The organism is Myxococcus sp. MxC21-1 (genome assembly GCF_032612255.1).
Classification (GTDB): domain Bacteria; phylum Myxococcota; class Myxococcia; order Myxococcales; family Myxococcaceae; genus Myxococcus; species Myxococcus virescens.
This window is the reverse complement of record NZ_CP123278.1, coordinates 474449-490308: the sequence shown is the minus strand read 5'-3', so window position 1 is coordinate 490308 and position 15860 is coordinate 474449. Positions and strand designations below refer to the sequence as shown.

General features: G+C 63.4%; 13 protein-coding genes and 1 pseudogene. 5 read left to right on the top strand and 9 right to left on the bottom strand.

Annotation, left to right across the window (positions count from 1 at the left end):
• Window positions 1–33: 33 nt before the first annotated feature.
• A pseudogene (locus QEG98_RS02315) lies at window positions 34–243 on the bottom strand (IS5/IS1182 family transposase); the annotation flags it as partial.
• A gap of 236 nt (window positions 244–479) precedes the next feature.
• Here QEG98_RS02315 and QEG98_RS02310 point away from each other — a divergent pair.
• From QEG98_RS02310 to QEG98_RS02300, 3 genes are all read left to right on the top strand, one after another.
• On the top strand, window positions 480–1463 hold the full coding sequence (locus QEG98_RS02310) for a hypothetical protein (protein ID WP_316565582.1): 984 nt from the start codon (window positions 480–482) through the stop codon (window positions 1461–1463).
• The gene (locus QEG98_RS02305; RefSeq protein ID WP_316565581.1) at window positions 1445–2017 is read left to right on the top strand and encodes a hypothetical protein; all 573 of its coding nucleotides are present in this window, start codon (window positions 1445–1447) and stop codon (window positions 2015–2017) included. Before QEG98_RS02310 ends, QEG98_RS02305 begins: the two co-directional genes overlap by 19 nt.
• 167 nt (window positions 2018–2184) lie before the next feature.
• Window positions 2185–4014 carry a hypothetical protein gene (locus QEG98_RS02300; protein WP_316565580.1) on the top strand — a complete coding sequence of 610 codons (1830 nt, stop codon included), beginning with the start codon at window positions 2185–2187 and terminating at the stop codon, window positions 4012–4014.
• A gap of 92 nt (window positions 4015–4106) precedes the next feature.
• Here QEG98_RS02300 and QEG98_RS02295 read toward each other — a convergent pair whose 3' ends face one another.
• The 7 genes from QEG98_RS02295 to QEG98_RS02265 form a co-directional block, all read right to left on the bottom strand.
• Entirely contained in the window at window positions 4107–4847 is a 741-nt protein-coding gene (locus QEG98_RS02295) for a DDE-type integrase/transposase/recombinase (protein WP_316567808.1), read from the bottom strand.
• Between the two features lie 450 nt (window positions 4848–5297).
• Window positions 5298–6062, bottom strand: coding sequence for an immunity 52 family protein (locus tag QEG98_RS02290; protein WP_316565579.1), 765 nt, complete (start codon window positions 6060–6062; stop codon window positions 5298–5300).
• A gap of 12 nt (window positions 6063–6074) precedes the next feature.
• Window positions 6075–7517 (bottom strand): Tox-REase-5 domain-containing protein, encoded by a 1443-nt coding sequence (locus QEG98_RS02285; RefSeq protein WP_316565578.1) that lies wholly within the window; start codon window positions 7515–7517, stop codon window positions 6075–6077.
• Window positions 7518–7662: 145 nt separating this feature from the next.
• Window positions 7663–9015 carry a hypothetical protein gene (locus tag QEG98_RS02280; RefSeq protein WP_316565577.1) on the bottom strand — a complete coding sequence of 451 codons (1353 nt, stop codon included), beginning with the start codon at window positions 9013–9015 and terminating at the stop codon, window positions 7663–7665.
• A gap of 120 nt (window positions 9016–9135) precedes the next feature.
• Entirely contained in the window at window positions 9136–10431 is a 1296-nt protein-coding gene (locus QEG98_RS02275; RefSeq protein WP_316565576.1) for a serine/threonine protein kinase, read from the bottom strand.
• 178 nt (window positions 10432–10609) lie between these two features.
• Entirely contained in the window at window positions 10610–10927 is a 318-nt protein-coding gene (locus QEG98_RS02270; protein ID WP_316565575.1) for a hypothetical protein, read from the bottom strand.
• Window positions 10928–11238: 311 nt separating this feature from the next.
• Complete coding sequence (locus tag QEG98_RS02265) at window positions 11239–12450, bottom strand: serine/threonine-protein kinase (RefSeq protein WP_316565574.1); 1212 nt, start codon at window positions 12448–12450, stop codon at window positions 11239–11241.
• Between the two features lie 111 nt (window positions 12451–12561).
• Here QEG98_RS02265 and QEG98_RS02260 point away from each other — a divergent pair, with 111 nt between their 5' ends.
• On the top strand, window positions 12562–14148 hold the full coding sequence (locus QEG98_RS02260; RefSeq protein ID WP_316564145.1) for an IS1182 family transposase: 1587 nt from the start codon (window positions 12562–12564) through the stop codon (window positions 14146–14148).
• A gap of 18 nt (window positions 14149–14166) precedes the next feature.
• Here the strand turns inward: QEG98_RS02260 and QEG98_RS02255 are convergent, their stop codons facing one another.
• Window positions 14167–15087, bottom strand: a complete 921-nt coding sequence (locus tag QEG98_RS02255; protein WP_316565573.1) for a DUF2381 family protein — start codon at window positions 15085–15087, stop codon at window positions 14167–14169.
• A gap of 532 nt (window positions 15088–15619) precedes the next feature.
• Between QEG98_RS02255 and QEG98_RS02250 the strand changes: the two genes are divergently transcribed.
• On the top strand, window positions 15620–15856 hold the full coding sequence (locus tag QEG98_RS02250; protein WP_140874021.1) for a hypothetical protein: 237 nt from the start codon (window positions 15620–15622) through the stop codon (window positions 15854–15856).
• Window positions 15857–15860 lie beyond the last annotated feature (4 nt).

Below are 15860 nucleotides of genomic sequence, written 5' to 3'. Positions count from 1 at the left end.
CTTTGGCCGGTTTTCACGTGACCATTGAGGCGCGTACAGCAGCAACGCCACCATCATCTTCGGCTCGTACGGCGGGTAGCCTCGCAGCTGCTTCTCGTAGTGCTCGTAAATGGGGGCAAGGTCCAGTTCCTCCACCACCTCCAGCACGAAACGCGCGAGGTGGTGCTCCGGCAGCCAGTCCAGCAGCGACGGCGGCAGCAGGAAGTCCTGCTGCACATTCCAGGGGCGGAACTTCTTGCTCATGGGGGCATTGAGCCCCCTCAGCTCCTGCCGGGCAAGGCCCCGTCGCGATTACCGCGACAGACTCCTAGAGGCCTTCAACAGCGGGAAGGCGGAATCGCAGGTCATCATTATTGGGGCATATTGGCCTCCTCTCTGAATGCGATTTTCCCGAAGTGCACTTGCAGCGTGCACTAAGAACCCTTTAGGTTCACGGTGCAGGGAGACGTTTAGTTCCCGAAGCCATCTGGGCCAGGACTGTGATTCCAACTCTGAAAGAGTGCTCACTAAAACTGTCGCTGCTCGACGGCACCGAGTTTCAGACTGCCGTCACGAGCTTGGTCAGTAAAAACTTCCACGACTTCCAGGCCATCCCTGCAGCTCCGCACGGGGACGGAGGTCTGGACGGACTGGCACAGTCCGACACACACGGCTACTGTTGTTACGGCATTGAGGATGCCCAAAAGCAGGATGCCAAGGCCCTCGCCTCGGCGCTAGTCGACAAGTTCAAGGGCGACCTGCTGAGGCTGTGCGAATTCGATCGAAAGAAGAAGGTCAAACTCGCGCCCAAGGAGAACAAGGCACTTGAGAACATTCTCCCACAGGGCAAAAAGATCAAACACATATACCTAGTATGCAACACCTTCAAACACCACACATCCATCAAGAAGCTCAAAGACTACTTCGAGAAAATCAAGAAACAAAGTCAGTGCCGCTTCATAGACCAAACCTGCGGCCTAACTATCGAAGGCCCAGACGAGATCACAAATCGACTTGCAGTTCCTCCAGATTTTCACGCCACGATCGAGCTGGCTGCGCTCCTCAAGCTACTCGCTGCGCCCAGCGCTGCGCCTTCAACTCCTCCAGAGCTGACCGCTTTCGAGCAGAAAATGGATGTTCTCGCGCAGAAGTTCGGAGCCGCCCGCATTAGCCCCATTGACGCAGCGCTGAGAAAGGAATGGCTCGCCCACCTGGAGTTGCTAGAGCGCCTAAACCAGTCACTGCCCAATGATCACCTACGAATCCATCGAATTACGACCAGTATTCGCAGAGATGCAGCAATGTACTACCTAGGAATTCCGATTGAAGAAGCTATCAAGAAGACATTTGAGTTCGAGCAATTGGTTTGCAAACGGCTCATGAATGAGGTTCCGCTCCCAGAAGCCGAAGCACAAAGTGTCGCGAAACAGGTAGTCGCTTCACTTATTGGCGAATGTGGCATCGAATGGCGCCCGAACATATGAACCCGTCATCTACGAATTTCGACGCTATTGCGGAGCTAATGGCTCTGCTGCGAGAAGCCGGGCTTGCCCCTCGGGTACAGAAGCCCCGCACAGCACTCCCGCCACAGTTTGATTTGCTCTACGGCATAAGTGTTGCCGCCCTTTCGCTCGATGCGCTTTCGAAGCCAGACCGAGCCCAAGAAGAAGTTCGCATCATCAACGCGACGCTTCTAAAGTTTGGTCAATTTATCGCCGCGCGGCCTCAGTTGGTGAAGGAATACCTTGTGTGGCGCGAACACCAATCAACAGCGCCTCAGCTAGATCTACAAAGCTGGCCTCTACTGCCTAGGGGATTCTTGACAGATGCCGTCCCGGACGGCGTTATCGCATACCTGATCGCCCTCGGAGAGATTACGCGCAAAGACAAAAACGTGCGCTTCTTTCCTCATCGCAAGAGTCGCCTAACGGAACTACTGAAGACTATTCATTTCGCAGACATGTTCCGCCGGGAGCGCTCTGCGCTGTCCGCACTAGCCATCAATATGCCCACACTCACTAGCCTGGGCGTCCAATGATTACTCTCATTCGCGCAGGGATTCAGGGAAAGTCGGAGCGAGGCGACTTCATAGGAGAGTTGAAGTTCGCGCCAGGCCTTCAGGTTATTCACGGGCACAACAACTACGGAAAGAGCACGACCGCAGCCGCCACAGCCTGGTGCCTTGGACTGGAGCCACTCTACGGAATGCAGCGGAACGATCCGGGGCTCTTTAGCGAAGCGGCACGAGTCCGGATGGCCTATCCGGATGAGAAGTACGCAGACGTGCTCTCTGCAGTAGCGTTCCTCGAACTGCGAATCAACGATGTGGAAATAATACTTCGGCGTCCAATCGTCGGAGGCAGAGTCGAGTACGTCGAGATGGAGATGAAAGCCACCGGCGAACGTAGGAACTTGCTCGTCGGACACGGCACATTCGTCGATGACGTCGGCGGGTTGCAGGCAAATTTGTTTCGATTAGCAAAGATGCCAGCAAAACACGTCCTCACTCCGAAAGGAAGGGAGTCCCCGCTCTATCTGGAAAACCTCGCTTCACTCTTCTTTATCGAGCAACGCGCCGGCTGGTCGCACATTCAATCACTGCAAACACATCGCTACCAGCAACTTGAACTGGAAGAGGCCACGATTGAGTACCTCCTTGGCCTAGAGAATCAACTTGCCACACGGCTAGCCACCCAGCGTGGCGAGCTTGACGAGACATTCAGGAAGCGAGAGCTTGCTGACTGGGCTGACAGAGTGTCATCAGTCGCCGTCGGGCACGGACTCAAAGTTCACCTCCCGGGGCGAGCAGGTTCGCTATCCGAGATTGCCGACAAGTACCGCACTATAAAACTGCGCGACCTCTTCGAGTCGCAGGTCGGCTGGAATTTCGCGGGCGAACACGAACGACTCACCTCGAAAGTGAGACATCTGCAAGAACGGCTAAACTCTGCAACAGCGCCGAAGGCGAAGGATGCTGCGGCGGCTGAAGCGTCGAACAAAGTCGTCGCGCTCAAGCACGCGCTACACGATAAGCAAGAGCAATCGGAGATTCTCCGACGCCAACTTGCCTCGCAGCGAAACCTGCATAGCGCGACAACAGAACGTGTGAGTTCCGCCGCAGATCTTCTTCGACTGAAGCAGTCGAACGTCGGCTTCTTTGATCGCGCTGAATGCCCGACGTGTCACAGCACAATCGAGCCTTCCAATTTTGAGCTCCAAGCGCAGTCACTGGAGGAAGTCGCGGCCTCAATCGAAAGCGCGAAACGTGATGCTGAGGCGCTTCGACACTCCATTCGCGAGACTGATCTCGTGATGCAGAAACTACTTGCCGAGATTCGTGAAATTGAGCGCGAGTACGCTGCCTCCCAACGCGCGCTCCGGTTGATTGCTGACGCGAGTAATCCGAATGCCGAAGCGATCGCGGACATTACGTCGAGTATTCTATCTGCGGAACGGGATCTGGATCGCGCGAAGACTCTCGAAAGCCAACTGCTCAACCTACAGATCGAGCTTGAAAAATGGCTCACCGACGTGGGAAGCGAAACCGCGAAGAAGCCGAACGCAGATGCTCAAAACCGAGAGAAAAAAATCGTAGCGGCGTTTGAGTCAGAGTTTCGGGCCTTTCTCGGTGCAATCGGTCACGGCGACGCTGTTCGCGAACTCAAGGAAGTGCGCCTCGATGACCGCTATGTCCCGCTTGTCGGTAACAGGCGACTCCGTTCACTAGGCTCTGCAAGCGACCAACCGCGTACTGTCCTATCCTATATATGGGCACTGATGGACATAGCTGTTCGTAATGGAGGTTGGCATCCAGGATTCCTAGTCGCGGACGAACCCCTGCAGCAAAATCCTGATAAAAAATACCGAAAAGCGTGGTGCAATTTCATTGCAGCAAGGTCAAAAGTAAAAGAGGTCGGACAGGTCATAATCCTGACGTCGCTATTCGATGATGACTTGGCAATCCTGAGAGCTGCGAACGTGCCGCTCGTCGAGTTGCCGGAGCCAGGCAATCTTCTCGGCCCCATCACGAAGTGACACAGTGAAGTTGCCCCCGACAAATGGCTCTTCCGCACTTTGTGTGGAGTCGAGTCTGACAAGGATGCTGCGCGAATGACCGCTCCGCCGCTCTATCTCCGAGGCGAGGACACCTGAGGCATTGGTGATAGCAAGCCCCAAAGTGAGATTTCCCTGCCGTAGGAGTCGGGCTGGCAGCTCTCCGTGTCTCCCTTCCCTCTGCGAGGGAAACCACACGAAGGGAGAGGGCGCCCGAAAAAAGTCAGTGAGGTGAATTCGCGAGCCTGGACCTCGGGCAAAGAGTGCATCTTCAGAGCCTTGTGCGGGTGCACAGTGTTGTAGTCGTCGAACCAGCAGGGCGGCTGCTTGAAGACCACATCGGCACGGTCCAGACGGGGCAGGTACACGTAGTCGCGCTTGAAGATCTTCATGTAGGACTCGGCCATGCCGTTGCTCTCGGGTGAGTAGGCCGACATGGTGTCGGATGAGAGACCGCCCAGGCTGGCCCCGAATTCGCGCGTCTCGTGGGCCGTGAAGGCCGGGCCGTTGTCGGTGAGCCACTCAATCGGGTGCGGTGCTCTCCGGCAGCCAGCGCCGAAGCGGGCCTCAAGCGTCTCAGCCATCAAGTCCCTCACCAACTCGCCGGTGAGGCCGGTGGTGGCGACAAAGCGCACGGCCTCGCGGTCGCAGCAGTCCAGCGAGAAGGCCACCTGGACCCTCTCCCCATTCCAGCAACGAATCTCGAAGGCATCCGAGCACCAGCGCAGGTTGCTCTTGAGGGTGGCGACCCTGCCCTCGTGGGTGCCTGGAGGATTGCCTGTGTGGCGCGCCAACAGCAGTCCTGCGTCCTTCATCACTCGGGACATCCTCTTGTTGGATTCACCCGAGACTGCCCCGCCTCACGGAGGCGCGTTGGCGGTTCACCAGGGCCGTGACACGACGGTAGCCGCATCTGGTCCGCTCGTCGGTGACGGCACGAATCCTTGTCAACAAGGCATCGTTGATGCTCTTGAAATAGAAGCCCCCCGTGGCTTCTTGGAGGAGGCCTCTGGGCCAGTGGCCTGCCCCGGAGGACGAGGTTGCTCCTGGAAACGCCCAGGGCCTCGACCACCGCCTTCACCAGGTACCGTCCTTGGGCGGCAAGTCGGGCAGCGACGCCCGTTTTTGAGGCGCGCCAGCTCCAACGCCTCCTTCAGAATCTCATTCTCCAGCGTCCTATCTAGGCTAGTCCTATGCATTAGGGACCTGTCCGTTCGAAATGGGGATACACCAGCCGACAACCGGAGAGGACTGGTGACGTGCAGCTATGGAGTGGCCAGGACAGGCTTCAACAATCCCGCGCGCGCCAACAACTCCCTGACTCGCTTCGCTAGCGCCAGATGCTCCGAGTTTGCAGCGGTAAAGCGTTCGGGGGTGAGGACAACCAGCGTACCTTTGTCTTCGACCTGTTCAATGCGAACAGGAGCCGGCAACGGCGGCACCCCTCCGCGTCGCCGGGACAGGTACGTGACCCAACCAACGAACGTCCCTGTCCGGAGTTCTTCGGTAAGCGACTCGCGATGCTCCCACGACGTAACGAGGGCCCAATCTGCGTCCCAAGCAGATGCAATGCTGCTCACGATCCGAGACAGCACGGATGCCTCGATCAGCCGTTCCGAGCTCGCTCCATGGATTGGGAGCGTTAGTACACACGAGTTGGGAACGGCTTGTGAGTAGGCGCCGCAGGTGAGCCGCAGATCCACGCCATCCGCACCAACGCCCCCATTGCCAAACCAAGAGCTGAAGCCCAGTTGTTCGATGACTGGGCCACCTCGCTCCCGGTTCACGCCGCGCCGGAACTGCTCAGCAAGAGTCGGCACCTCTGGAGGCATCAGCGGGTACTTTTGTGCGTCCTTGCGTGACTTGCTGGGCTTGTACCAGCGGGAGAGTAGCTGGTCGCACTCTGCCAGGGAGGTGAGCAAGGCTGCCGTGCGTACAGCACAATCCTCAGGTGATTCCTTACGAGGCCCCCAGTAGGCCCCGGCATAGTAGGTCTCGGGATGGGGAGCGGCCTTGAGCGGTGTGGCCATGGTGTTCTCTCCTCACAGCGCCGGGGTGTGAAGGACCTTTATGCCCTCGATGCCCGCGCCGTCCAAGAGCCTTCGGAAAGCAGAAGCAGCCTCGGCTTCGGCCACATGCCACTCAATCAGGATGTCAAGCCCACGGACCATTTCACCTTGCCGCCTTGCTTGCTCAACGAGGCCCTGTGCCCCGGAGTGGCGAAACCATTCTTTGGGCAATAGCCCATCGAAGAACTTCGCGTATCCCGGTCCCTTTACCTCCAGTAACACACCATCCTTGAATCCATCGAACTTCACGCCCCCCGCCTTCGTGCTCGTCCCACCAACCCAGTATGCTTCGTCGGCGGAGTGTCCCGTGATTTGTTCCTGGTAGCGCCGCGCTCGCGGAGACATGGACTCGTTCACGGGTGCCCATTGGCCCGGTTCCTTCGCAGGTCCCTCGCCCGCTGCTACTGTGCCGCCCCGCTGAAGGATGATGACGGCTCCCGAACCTCCTCCAAGCACCGACGCCGCGCGCCCTACGGGCACCACTACGCGCTCGATGGTCAATGCGCCCTGCGCCGACAGGGCCACCCGCGGCACCATGGCTTCCGCTCCCGCCAGCGCCCCTGTCACCGTGCGCGTCGTGGCGGTAGCGGTGCCGGTCGTGAGAACGAGGTTCGTGGCCAATTCGGATACGGCCTGAATCTGCTCGCCACGCGTCATGTAACGAAAGCGCTCGAAGTATTCCGGTGACGACTCGATGAGCGCCGCCACACCAGCGGGCAGATTCTTGAGGGCCGCGATGCTGTCCAGCGGGTAGGTGAGAAAGTGGCCCACTGAGAGCGCCAGCTTCACGAATGCCACTTCGGCCCCGTCTAGGGTGCGCCCCACATAATCCGCGTCGTCGTGGACGTCCGCCAACGGTCGCCCATCCACCTCTCGCAGAGCGTCGTCCAGCAGCCGGTAGACGCCCGTGCGTCCATCGTAGAAACGGCCCAGCTCGAAGCCGTGAGCGCGGAAGCCACCGTCTCGCCACTCGACGGGAGCCGCGCGCTGCTGTGTCTTCCCGCTGCGCACCCACGCGAGGCAGCCGTCAGGCCGCAGCACCGCCACGCTGGAGAAGCGCTCAACCTGGCGCAGCAGTTCAGTGCGCGATAGCTCGCCCTCTTCCAGCGCCTTGCGCAGCAGGTGGCCCACCGCGAGGCGAGAGGGGAACTGCGCCAGCGTCACCGGCTTCCCCAACAACGCTTCCACCAGCCGCGCCGCCTGGGCTGGGGTCAGCGAGCCTCCTGAAATCGGGCGCGCGTCGCGCTCCTCAATACCCGCGCGCGCGAGCAGCGCGTCCCATGCATCCAAACGCGCGGGGCCACTCGGGACGGAACCTCCCACCGCTGGCGCCACTGTGCCCGCTCCTGCTCCCGTTGATTCATCTCTGGGGATCCGGCGACGATTGAGCCGCGCTGATTCGTCGGGCGCGGCCACGCCGAGGGGCGATGACGACGCAGGGAGAGCTTCCACCAGCGGCGCACTCCGATGAGACGCAGTGCCCCTGGCGTGAGCCTGGGCCTTGGCGGGGACAAGCGTGGCGTATCCCGTGGCCACCACCACCGCCACCCACAGCAGGACGTTAGCGCGCATTGTCCACCCCCAGGCCCACCGACGCGAAGGCCCCCGGTCGCAGCCCCCCTTCCGCCGTGGGGAACAGCAGCGTGCCTCCCGTTCCCATCGCGTAGAGCTTCCCCCCCAGGAACCGCCAGCGCACTTCCGCCGCTCCCAGGTAGCGCGCCCCTGGCTGCCCCATGCCCACGCCCAAGCCCTTCAACGCCACTTCCAGGCTGCGCTCGAAGAGCTGAACCGCGACGTGCCCGTCGACGTCGAAGCGCCCCCAGGAGAACGCCTCCGCGCCCAGCGACAGCTTCAGGTGCTTGTTGAGGCCCCCGTAGCTGACGGCGTCCCAGCCCACTACCGCCTCGCCATAAGCCGAGTAGCCATCGGGAAACGAAGCATCCGCGAGCGCCACGCCATCCGGGCCCGCAGCGTTGAAGCGCGCCAACTCGTAGTCGGGACCGAAGAAGCCTTGCCGGAAACCGCCTTGCTGACTCCGCACCTCCAGTCGCAGGGTCATGTCCAGCGTCGAAGTCACGGCGTCCGCGCCCACGCCCACCACGGCCCCCCACGCGCCACTCTCACCAGGGCGACCGCCCCAGCCAGCCACAATGAGGGCTTCAAACCCTGGACGCACCAGGACGACCGCAGTTGCGTCCAGGTGCGCCAACGTCACCGATGGCGCACGTCCACCCGCTCGCCCCCAGTCATGCACGGCGGACAGCGCCAGGGTGTAGCGCCCCTGCTGCCTGGGCTTGCCGAAGAAGACGTGCTCCATGTCCAGGGAGAACTCCGCGCCCATCAGCCGCGCGCCCAGAACATCCGAGACGAACGCTTCCGTGTAGAGGGGCCCCAGCGTGCCTGTGAGGAAGCCTCCCGCCGGGTGGTAGTCCGGATTCGCGCGGTTGGAGTAGCGGCGCACCAGATGCCCGGAAAGCAGGCTGTAGCTGTCCAGGCCACCGAACCACACCCCCAGCGGCGCGCTGTCCGAGCCGAACTTGAGGCCACGGACGAGTTGCCCCCAGTCCGAGAGGGAGTCCCAATCCTCGCGACGCACGAGCCCCGCGCCCTCGCCACCACCCCACAGCCGGAAGCGCACGGGAGCGCCCACGTTGACGCCGAACTCGGGGCCACCGTCGATGATGAGCGTGGGCTCCACTTGGATGAAGCCGTCATCACCACCTGCGCCCGCGCGAGGGAGGAACGCAAACGTCGTCGCCTCCAGGCGCGTCAGGTAGTTCCACCTGCGCGGGGGCGAAGTCGTTGCGGTGGATGACGTCTCTTCCTCGGGCAAGGGCGGCTCCAAGGCCCATCCCGGCAAGGGGAGCAAGACAAGCAGCAACAGCGCGGCCAGACAACTTCGCTTCCTGTGCATACACGCCTCCTGTGCGTGCCCCGGAATGAGGCACGAGAAACACACGTCTCCCGGTTGGCTCCTCGACTTGCGCCGGGCCGGTGGTGAATCAGCAGTGGTGAGGGGGATTGAGGGCCGCCGTTAAACGGTCGGCTGCTTCGTCAACGCGCGACGGGGGCCTGCGCCGGGCTCCGTTGGCACGTCGTCCGGGTGGAGAGCGCCCGCCGAGGTGCGACGTGCACCCCCTCGGGGGGACGGCGCTTCCGTCGTGGGCTCGTAGCCACCCCGCTCCGTGATGACAGGGGGCGTGATGCCTCCTTCATCGCTGGGCACCTCGAAGTCCCAAAGTCCTTCACTGGCATCCGCGAGCGCCCGCTGAATCTCTCCTAAGGCATCCTCGCGGGTGTAGGGCCCCAGCCGCGCCAACTGGGCACGCAAGATGACCTCCAGCTCAGCAGCCGTCCCGAAGCGTTCAGCAGGACTTCTGCGCAGCATCGTGTGGAGGATGTCCCGAAGGGGCACGGAGAGCCCTCGCGCGGTCTGCTCGACGTCGTCGGAGCGGAATGCCATGGCGCACCAGATGGCGTCTTCAGCAAAGTCGGGCAGCTCCGCCACCACTGACGCCACCGAAGCCGAGAACGCCTGCTCCCGCTCCGGCTTCGACATCCGCGATTCCACCTCTTCAATGCGGACATGGCCCGGGTCGTAGAGGTGACGGCCCGTGGCGAACTCCAACAGCGTCAGTCCCAGGGAGAACACGTCGGCTCGCGCATCCACCACCTCGCCCAGCAACATCTCCGGTGCCGAGTAGAGGACTTCACCTTGGGGGCGCGGCAGGGACGTGGCCAGCCGCCCCGAGAGACGAGAGAGGGCCACACCGAAATCCGTCAGCCGCACCTCACCATGGGGCCCCACGCGGATTCGAGCGGGATTCACGTCACGGTTGACGATGCCGAGCGGAAAGCCCGCGTCGTCCGTGCGCTCGTGCGCATAGGCCAGCGCCGCCGCGACCTCCGCGCCCACGTAGAGAATGAACGCCTCGGAGAAGTAGCGCCCGCGCGCCTGGGCAACGGCCAGCAACGTGTTGAGGGACAGCCCCTCCACATGCTCCATCGCCACGCACAAACCCTGCGGGATTTCATGGAGGCCATGGACGCGCGCGATGCGCGGGTGACGAAGGTACTGCGCCAGCCGCACCTCTTCTTCCAGGCGGGCACGGGCGCGGTGGTACTTCTCCGTCGCGTCCGTGGACTTCGGCACCGGCAAGCACTTGAGCACCACGCAGTCACCGAGGCCCTTGGGCGTGCGGGTCCGCGCAAGGAGGATTCGCTCCCCTACGCGCCCCTCTCCCAAGTCCCGGAAGAACTCGTAGGAGGTGTCGCCGTTGGTGAATAGGACAGCGCTCCCGGCAGGCCGAGAGTCAGACGGATTGGACATGGGCAGGAAGCTCCGAGTGCCCGCGCGAGAGGGATTCGCGCAAAGGCAAACTCAAGGTACTGCCAGCCCATTCCGAGTTGAACGACGTGTCAGGTCTAAAAAGATGGAAATCTCATTCACTCCAAGTGAACAGAGACAGGTCGAATTTGCAAAGTTCCTTTACGTTTCCCGAGGAAAACTAGGGCCAACGCTCGACGGCATACGCGGGGAGACTTCGCCCCACCACCGCAGCCCCTGGCTTGGACCAGTCCTCCTTCTCTACGTACCCACGCTTTCCCAGAACGATGCACACAGGAACTGCGCGCCCATCGGAGAGATGAGCCTCCGTGTAGCGGCCCACGAGGTACTCCCCGCCCGTCCACAAGTAGCCCGACAGCCGCGTGCCCTCTGGCAATCCGCGCACGTTGCTGATGTTCACCACGCCGGTAACTGGGCCGTCAGCATAGGAGCCCGGTTCACCGATGTCGCCGGGTTGGCGAATGTCCAGGGTCAACATCACCCTGTCCCCGACCTCCAAGCGAAGCCCTCTCTTGTTCGCCCAGTTGAACATGGCGTCGCGTGCCTCCGAAGGGCAGGCGCCGGGCTCGGGACGTAATTGGGCACCAGGGCAGCCCATGGACAGCGCGGCGACAGCGGTCGCACCCGCGCACGTCTTGAGGAACCCCGCCCACGGAGAGGGGGGCCAGCTCGGACGGGAGGCCAGGGCCTTTGGCTTCCTGGCGGTGGACTCGGCGAGAGGGGACATCGGAACGGGAGCGCGCTTCACGGGAGGGCTTTCTTTCTCGACAGGTACGGGAGGGGGCAAAGCTACCCCAGGGGACGACACAGGGGGTGTAGGAGGGACGGAGGAGGCCACCGACTCAACGACGCCAGCATCCGTTGATGGGAGCGGCGCGGGGGCTCCACAAGCCGCTGGGCCTGCTGTGCTGGGGCCGTGGGGCGTAGAGCCACGTAGCCCACCAGCGAGGCCACAACGAGCGCCAGGAATGCCACAGCGCCCGCCACGCGTCGCCCAGGGGCACGCTTCGGCGTTGATGGCGGTGCTTCGTCCTGGGGCACGTCGTTATGCGCCACGTCCAGGGCAAGCGGAAGGTGGGCCGTGGGGACATGCAACGTCGCCGTCCACGCCTCGCCCTCTTCGTGTAGCAGCGCGTCCAACTCGCGCCGCATAACTTCGGCGGAAGGAGCGCGCTTCTCGGGGTGGCGCTCGATGAAGTGCATGGCCGCAGCGCTCAAGGACACGGGCACGCGAGGATTCAAAGCGTGCGGCGCGGGGGGAGGCCACTGGGCGCCCACCAGGACGCGGGGCGTTTCGCTCAAAGGCCGGGGATTGGTCAGCACGTCATAGAGGCAGACGCCCAGCGCGTACACGTCGTCGGTCGCCTTGAACTCGTAACGCGCGTCGTGCTCGTCTCCATGCTCGCGAAGGAAGCGCGACGCTTCAGGGGAGCGATAGCGCCGGGTGCCAGGTGGCAAGGGCGTGTCCGTCAGTTCCGGGGCCAGCGTGTAATCCCCTGCGCTGAAATCCAGGATGAAGGGCTCACCATCCGTGGCGCGCACGAGGATGTTGCCCAGCTTCAAGTCGCGGTGAAAGACGCCACGCGAATGCAGGTGAGCGAGAGCGCCCGAAAGCTTGCCGAACACCCGGGCCACCTCATGCGCCGTAGGGTGCGTCTTCTCTACCCACTCCCCCAGCGTGTAGCCCTCCACGTAGTCCAGCACGACGTAGAGCCACCCCTGGGTCGGGTGCTGCCAACGCCCGTGGGCGTGGACCTTCACAACGTTGGCGTGGCCGCTCACCTGGGACAGGCAGACCATCTCCCGCAGCAGACGCGCGTCGGCCTGTTCAGCGTCTCCACTACTGGCCCGGTGCATGGCCATCTTCATCGCGAAGTGGTGGCCCTCTTTCTCCACGAGGTAGACGGCGCCGAAGCTCCCCGCGCCCAGCGGCTTCACGACGCGCCAGCCGTCCACCGTCTGCCCAGGTTGCAGGTGTGCCGGACTCAACCCGATCAACATGGAAGGCGGTTCTAGAGCGCCGATCAGGTTACGGCGAGGGAGCAGGCAAGCGGCAGGAGATCGACGCGGGCTGTCGTCGCGTGGTCAGGTCGCCACCTTTGGAGGTGGCGCATGGAACGCTGGAAGCCGGCTGTGGAGCAGAGCGCACGGGAGCAGCGCCTGCTGAGGCTGGCGGGGAAGAGCAGGAAGCTTTTCGTCTTCCTGCGCGAGCATCGGCACGAGTTGTTCGACGAGGCCTTTCAGGACGAGCTCGAAGCGATGTACCGACAGACGGGCCAGGGCCAAGAGCCGCAGCCGCCCGCGATGATGTGCATGGCGCTGCTGGTGCAGGCCTACACGCAGGCCTCGGACGCCGAAGCCGTGTGCCTGTCGGGCACGGACAGCCGGTGGCGGATGGTGTTGGACCGACTCGGCGCGGATGAGGACGAGCCCGCCTTCTCCCAGGGCGGGCTGCAGCAATTCAGGGAGCGACTCATCGCGACCGAGATGGACCGTCGGCTGCTGGAGCGCACCGTCGAGGTGGCGAAGCGAACCAAGGGCTTCGACCCGAAGAAGACGCCGAAGACGCTGCGAGTGGGGGTCGACAGCCGCCCTCTGGAAGGGGCCGGGCGGGTTGAGGACACCATCAACCTGCTCGGCCACGCAGGCCGCAAGGTGGCCGAGAGCATGGCGCTCGTGCTCGGCACCGACGTTGAGGAGGTGTGTCAGCAGGCCGCTGCGCCATTGCTGATGGCCAGCAGCATCAAGGCCGGCCTCGACATCGACTGGAGCGCGCCCGACGCGAAGGTCGACGCACTCAATCGGCTCTGCCGACAGCTCGACCGCCTCATGGCCTGGGTGGCCAGGCAGTCGAAGTCGTGCGCCGCTGCTCCGCTGACGCGCTACATCGAAGCGCTCGCGCAGGTGAAGGCACAGGACCTCGAGCCGCGCCCCGAGGGCGGCGTGCGGATTCGACAGGGTGTGGCGGCCGACAGGCGCATCTCCATCGAGGACCCGGACATGCGCCACGGGCGCAAGAGCAAGAGCAAACGCTTCAATGGCTACAAGCAGCACATCGGCACCGACCTCGACACTGAGCTCGTGGTTGCCTGCGCCGTGACGCCAGCCAACCGCCCCGAAGAGGAGGCGACGGGCGCACTGCAGGAAGACATGGCCCACCAAGAGCTCTTCCCCGACGTCCTCCTCATCGACAGGGCGTACCTCAACAGCTCAATGACCGAAGACGTGCTGACCAGCGGTGGCGACGTCGTCTGCCGTCCGTGGCGAGGAGTCAGCGCGAAGCCCGGACTCTTCGGCAAGCGTGACTTCAAAGTGAACATCCGCGACGGCACCCTCACGTGCCCTGCTGGCGAGGTGGAGCCCTTCGAGCCCGGCGCCGTCGTGCAATTCGACCCGGAAGCCTGCGGGCCGTGCAAGCTGCGCGCGAGTTGTACCCAGGCGGCGTCCGGCAGAGGGCGCAGCGTCACGATGGGCGACGACGAGCGGCTCCAGAAGCGCCTTCGCTCACGTCTGCAGTCGCGCGCGGGCCGCGCACAACTCCGCGAGCGTGTCGGTGTCGAGCATCGCCTGGCGCATCTCGCCAACCGCCAGGGGCCGAAGGCCCGTTATCGAGGCACGCGCCGCAACCTCTTTGATCTCAGGCGCCTCGCGGCCGTCCAAAACCTTGAGGTCGCCGCGCGCTACCTGCGCGCGGCGTGACCCAAACTGTTCGACGCTCTAGAACGGGAGTCGAGGAATGAGAAGGCGGCGACCCCCGTCGTTGTCGCGCAGCTCCAACCGGAGCGCCGCGCCTTCCGGCCAGTTGGGCGCCCCAGTCTCCACCACCACAAGGGCTGTCCCACCCGGTTCGATCCGAGGTTCCTTCATGCGCACCGCGAGCACGTTGATGCGTTCACCGTTCGCAGCCACGGTGAGCCGTGCCTCCACGGGCGTCCAAGGGTGAGAGCCAATGTTGCGGACCCATAGGGACACAGCTCCCCACCCACTTGATCGGTACGTCACAACATCCCGCGAGACCAAATCCCCCCCTCCCTGCGACAGCAACCTCTCAGGGCTTCCGGCTTTGAATCCTCGATCGTTCAGCAACCCCGCGAGGATCATCCCGGCAGGGCCACTGGCCACGTTCCGGGCCCGGAGCGCTTCCAACTCGGCATCCTTGGCCGCACAGGTGGCACGCACCTCGTCCAGTTCGGCCTGAATCGCTTCCGCCGTGCGTGGGAGGCGCGACACCATCACCTGCGCGTCGACCTCGGAGGGGTGCGTGACCAGCGAGAGCACGACGCGGGCAGGGGCGGCCCCATCCGCGAACGGAATGGTCAGCTCCACACCTCGCCCGGGGCCCAGCTCCATCGCGGGCTTGAGCAAGATGGCTCGTGACGTGACCTCGAACAGCGCGAGTCGCCCCCCAGGGTCCCCAAGTACCACCGCATCACGGTCCACAGGGGAGTCGAACTCCAACGCGGTGAGGTAGCCCGGCGCGACGTGAAGCGCCACGGGGTTGCCAGCCGTGGACGCCGAGAACGCCACCCGCCGCCGCTTCAGCTCCCGCCCACGGAGGGCATCCTGGGGCTGTGCCGCAGCCGTCAGGCCCACCAGGAGCACGAGGGGCAGGGCAAGCCGGGCAAGTGACAAGAACACGCGCGGACGACCTCCAGGGGGCATGGCAGGACCGTACCAGGATGAGCGCGGCTTCCAGCCCTTCTCCGTTTGTCCTGGCACGAAGGAGGCTGCGGTTTTTCTCTAAACCTATGCCCCGCGCCCCTCAAAACTCCCCTCGGCGCACGCGGTCCCCATGCGGCATGTGTTCAGGAAGTTCCGGAACCACCGCGCCACGCTGAACACATCGCGGCAAGGGAGCCTCGCGATTTTCTGCGGGATTTTCTCAGCGTGTACCACCGCCAAGCACGGTCCTGAGTGGCCACCCATCGGAAATCCGAGCCGGGGGGGCCTTCGCAGGTCGCCCGCGCCACCCACGGAATCCGCACCCATTTAGCTGAGACCACATCCAGTCAGCCGTGGCCGAAAAATGGCCCGGAAATGGCCGCGTGGGCCACCCGCAAAAGCCGCACGCATTTACCGGGGGAAGGACACCGCTAGACGTGGCCATTGACAGTCCAGTGGACCACGCGCGGCGGGCGTCCCCATCAACACCGTTTGAGGAGCCCAGCACATGATTGAACAGGTCGAGCAGTACCGCCCTCGCATCGTCGCAGCGCTCACCGACGCAGGCCCCCACGGGCGCACCGTGAAGGAGCTGTGCGGCGCGCTCGGAGCGGGAGAGCAGGCCATCCGGCGCTGCCTCGCGGTGCTCGTCGCTGCTGGCGTGGTGCGCGAGTTCTCCAAGTACCAGCCCGGCGTTCGCGGCGCGGTGCCTCGGGCCTACAGCCTTGTCGGGAAGGGCGAATGAGCGC